General features: G+C 64.0%; 2 protein-coding genes and 1 pseudogene. 2 read left to right on the forward strand and 1 reads right to left on the reverse strand.

Annotation, left to right across the window (positions count from 1 at the left end):
- Nucleotides 1-202: 202 nt before the first annotated feature.
- Nucleotides 203-3088 (reverse strand): Tn3 family transposase, encoded by a 2886-nt coding sequence (locus tag CJ301_RS14960; RefSeq protein WP_099278179.1) that lies wholly within the window; start codon nucleotides 3086-3088, stop codon nucleotides 203-205.
- A gap of 120 nt (nucleotides 3089-3208) precedes the next feature.
- On the opposite strand from CJ301_RS14960, the gene CJ301_RS14965 reads away from it, so the two are divergent.
- Both CJ301_RS14965 and CJ301_RS14970 read left to right on the forward strand, forming a co-directional pair.
- A complete protein-coding gene (locus CJ301_RS14965; RefSeq protein WP_099278180.1) occupies nucleotides 3209-3820 on the forward strand; it encodes a recombinase family protein in 612 nt (203 codons plus the stop codon).
- A 33-nt stretch (nucleotides 3821-3853) separates the two neighbouring features.
- Nucleotides 3854-4124, forward strand: a pseudogene (locus CJ301_RS14970) (IS66 family transposase); the annotation flags it as partial.

Consider the following 4124-nt stretch of genomic DNA (forward strand, 5'->3'; position numbering starts at 1 on the left):
ACCGTCGCCGATCACAATGCCGAACGATGGGGGAGGCTTGGCCGCGGCTTCGCAGACCCGAGCCATACTTACTGTCTAGATTCTTAAGAAATCAGCGAAAGGTCGGTATCTGAAGAGGCCGTTGAATTCAGACCTCTGAACGGCCCCTTCGTCCCGCATAGTGTGAGTTCGAGCGCGGCGCTGCGAACGGCAGCTGTGGCTTCTACCTCTTCGGCCATTTGTATTCGCCGGTGAGAAGGATGTGGGCCCAGCCGAGGGGCGAGGTGTGCGCCAGCAGATCGGGCGGGACCGGGAGCTTCGCACGCTGGCGCTGTGTGACGGCCTCGCCCAGGCGGGCTGTGTTCCAGTGGATGACGATTGCGGCGAGGAGGTTGAGCGCGGCCATCCGAAAATGTTGGCCCTCGGCCGTCCTGTCGCGGATTTCGCCCTGTCGGCCGATCCGCAGAGCGTTCTTCAGCGCGTGGTGCGCTTCGCCCTTGTTGAGGCCGATCTGGACGCGGCGTTGCATGTCGGTGTTCAGGACCCATTCGATCATGAACAGCGTCCGTTCGACGCGGCCGACCTCGCGCAAGGCGACGGCAAGGTCGTTCTGGCGGGGATAGGACGCCAGCTTGCGCAGGATCTGACTGGGCGCGACGGTCCCGGCCGTCATGGTCGCCGCGATCCGCAGGATGTCGGGCCAGCTGGACGCGATCAGGTTCTCCCGGATCGTGCCGCCCGCCAGACCGCGCAGGTTCGGCGGCACGGCCTTCGGCTCGAAGACGTAGAGGCGCTTGGAGGGCAGATCGCGGATGCGCGGAATGAATCGGTGGCCGAGTATCGAGGTGACGGCGAAAACGTGATCGGTGAAGCCCCCGGTATCGGCATACTGCTCCCTGATCCGTTTGCCGACCTCGTTGTTCAGCAGCCCATCCAGGATGTAGGGCGCTTCGCTGACTGTGGCCGGAATGGTCTGCGACGCGAAGGGCGCGAACTGGTCGGAGACATGCGTGTAGGCCTTCAGCCCCGGCTCGCGCCCGTATTTCGCGTTGATCAGGTTCATCGCCTCGCCTTGCCGGGCGGTGGGGAAGAACTGTCCGTCGCTGGAGGCAGTCGTGCCCATGCCCCAGAACCTGGCCATCGGCAGAGCGGCCTGCGCTTCGACGACGCCCGCCAACGCGCGGGCATAAGCATCGCTTTCCACGTGCCAGCGCGAAATCCTCATCAGTTCCCAGAAACCGTGGGAATTGCTGGCCTCGGCCATCTTGCTCAGACCGAGGTTAAGACCTTCGGCCAGAAGCACGTTCATCAGCCCGATCCGGTCCTTCGGCGGCGCACCGGTCCTGAGATGCGTGAACGCCTCGGTGAACGCGGTCGCGCGGTCCACCTCCAGCATGATGTCGGTGATCCGCGTCTCCGGTATGCGGCGGTAGAGATCGGACAGCAGGTCATCGGCCCCCTGCGGCGGCGCCGTCGGCAACCGGCTCAGATGAAGCACGCCGTTTGCGATTGATCCGCCGGGGATCGCGCCCGCTTTTGCGGCCTTGGCCAGCTTTTCGAGACCGAGCTCCATTCGCGCATGGCGATCAGCCAGCCAGTCCTCGGGATCGAAGGGGACGGCGAGCCGCGCGTTTGCCTCTGCGGCCTGCGCAGGCACCAACACCTGTTTCAGATCGCCGTAACGCCGGGAGCGTTCCAGCCAGATATCGCCTGAGCGGAACGCGTCCCGCAGATGGAACATGACCGCGACCTCCCACAGGCGGCCGTCCCCGGAGGTCTGGGTCTTCAGATGGCGGTGCCACTTCGACGTGCGCCGCAGAAAATCCGTCGGCCGACTGTGAGCCCTGTCGAGCCGGATCAGCTCGGCCGCGTCCAGAAGGGGTTTGGCCACGTCCGCCCCGTCGATTTCAAGAAGCCGCAGCATCCGGGGCGCGTATCGACGAAACCGCTTATGCCCCTGAACGACATGAGTAATCGGGTCCGATGACAGCGTATCCGTCAATCGGGCCGCGACAGCGACGAGAGTCTGCAAATTCGTCCATCCCGGACTGGACGAGATGGCGTCCTCAAGAGACACGTCGTCGTTCTTCGCTTCGAGAAGGGCCGCTCCCATGTCGCGGAACGAGCGCAAGGTCTTCTGGACCTCCGGTTGCGCTCCGTCCATGCGGTCATCGCACAGCCGGGCGGCCTCCCGCCAGGTCCTGCCGACGATCCGGTCATGTGTCTCGACCACGGCATCGGCGATCGCGCGTCGCCATTCCGATACGCAGACGGCAAGGATTGCGTGGCGGCGGTCGCCCGGCAGATCACGCAATCCGTCCGCGAAATAGCGTTCACCCTGCCGACGCAGACGGGTGATGCGATGATCCGGAACATCGTGGAACGCATCCGGCGAAACGTCGATCTTGCGAAGGTAATCGAGCCGGTCGAGCAGCCGGCGTGCAGCGGCCGAATTGTTGCCGACCTCGAACTTGCGCAGCCAGACGAACCGGGTCAGCCGATCCTCGACCATCTCGGACAGCAGATCGTCGAGGGCCACGCATTCGTCATCGCTCAAGCGATCCGCAATCCTCGTCTCTATCCGTTTCTCGGCGGCGACGAGCGCGTCGGCGCAGAGGCGCTCGATGGTCGATATGGCGGGAAGGATGGTCAGGGTTCTCCGGCATTCCTCGACGAAACGGCGGGCGATGTCTTCGTTGGAAACGGCGTGCTCGGCCTGGCCGTGGAGCCAGAGCTTCAGATCGCGGGCACCGCGGCCGGAGAAGGTCCTGTAGCCGTAGAGCTGACGCAGGCTGGCCATGTGCTCGTGCCGCGTTTCTTCGCGGGCGGCATAGGCGTCGAGGTCGGCGTCCTTGAGACCGAGCTGCGCGGCAAGAAAGTCGGTGATCTCGACTGGGATGACCTCACCAGGCAGCAGAGCGCGTCCGGGATAGCGCAGCGCGCAAAGCTGCAGTGCAAAACCAAGCCGGTTTCTCGGGCGCCTGCGCTGGCCGATATGATCGAGGTCTTCATCCGATAGCGTATAGTGCTTGAGCAGCTGCGCCTCGTCCGCGGGAAGGCCGAACAGGACCTCCCGTTGCTTCGGCGTCAGGATGGTCCGGTGGGCCATGTTTCTTTTGCCTTCGATTACTCCATTGCGTATCTTTGATTTCGATATGGGTTAAGGAAACGTATCAATGGCCAAGAGCGCCGATTTTCGCCAAATGTCTCAAACGATCGTTTGCGACACATGCTGATCGGCTACGCGCGGGTCTCCAAGGCCGACGGAAGCCAGTCGCTCGACCTGCAACGGGACGCCCTGATCGCAGCAGGCGTCGGCGAAGATCAGATCTACTCGGACAGGGCTTCCGGCAAGAAGGACGAGCGGCCCGGTCTCGAGGCGTGCCTGAAGGCCCTCCGAAACGGCGACGTGCTGGTGATCTGGAAGCTCGACCGGATGGGCCGCAGCCTGCATCACCTGGTGAAGACGGTCGCGGGCCTCTCCGAGCGCGGCGTCGGGCTGAAGGTGCTGACTGGACAGGGCGCCCAGATCGACACGACCACCGCCCACGGGCGACTCTCCTTCGGCATCTTCGCCTCCCTCGCCGAGTTCGAGAGCGAGCTCATCCGGGAACGGACGATGGCCGGGCTCGCCGCCGCCCGCGCTCGGGGGCGAAAGGGAGGCCGCAAGTTCGCGCTGACCAAGGCTCAGCTGCGCATGGCGCAGGCCGCGATGGCCAACCGCGATACCTCCGTCTCCGAGCTGTGCAAGGAGCTGAAGATCAGACCGGTAACGCTCTATCGGTATGTCGACCCAGAGGGAAACCTGCGCGAGAATGGGAAACGGCTGCTCGGCGCTTAGCGTAGGATTTCACACTCTCCCGCAAACGACCCCTGGAAGGGTGTCTTTCAGGCCGATGCCTATGCGGGCTACAACCAGCTTTACGATCAAAAAAGAGTGCCGGGACCCGTTGTGCCAGCTCTGTGCTGGTCACACGCCCGCCGGAAGTTCTTCGAGCTGGCTGACGTGGAAGGGAATATCCGCAAAGGCAAGGACGCCAGGGAGATCTTGCCTGTCGCCTTCGATGCCGTCCGGCGCATCGACGCCCTGTTCGACATCGAGCGCGAGATCAAAGGGCATGGCCCAGCGGAGCGCCTGGAGGCTC

It is taken from the genome of Limimaricola cinnabarinus (assembly GCF_002723615.1).
In the GTDB taxonomy this organism is placed as follows: Bacteria; Pseudomonadota; Alphaproteobacteria; order Rhodobacterales; family Rhodobacteraceae; genus Limimaricola; species Limimaricola cinnabarinus_B.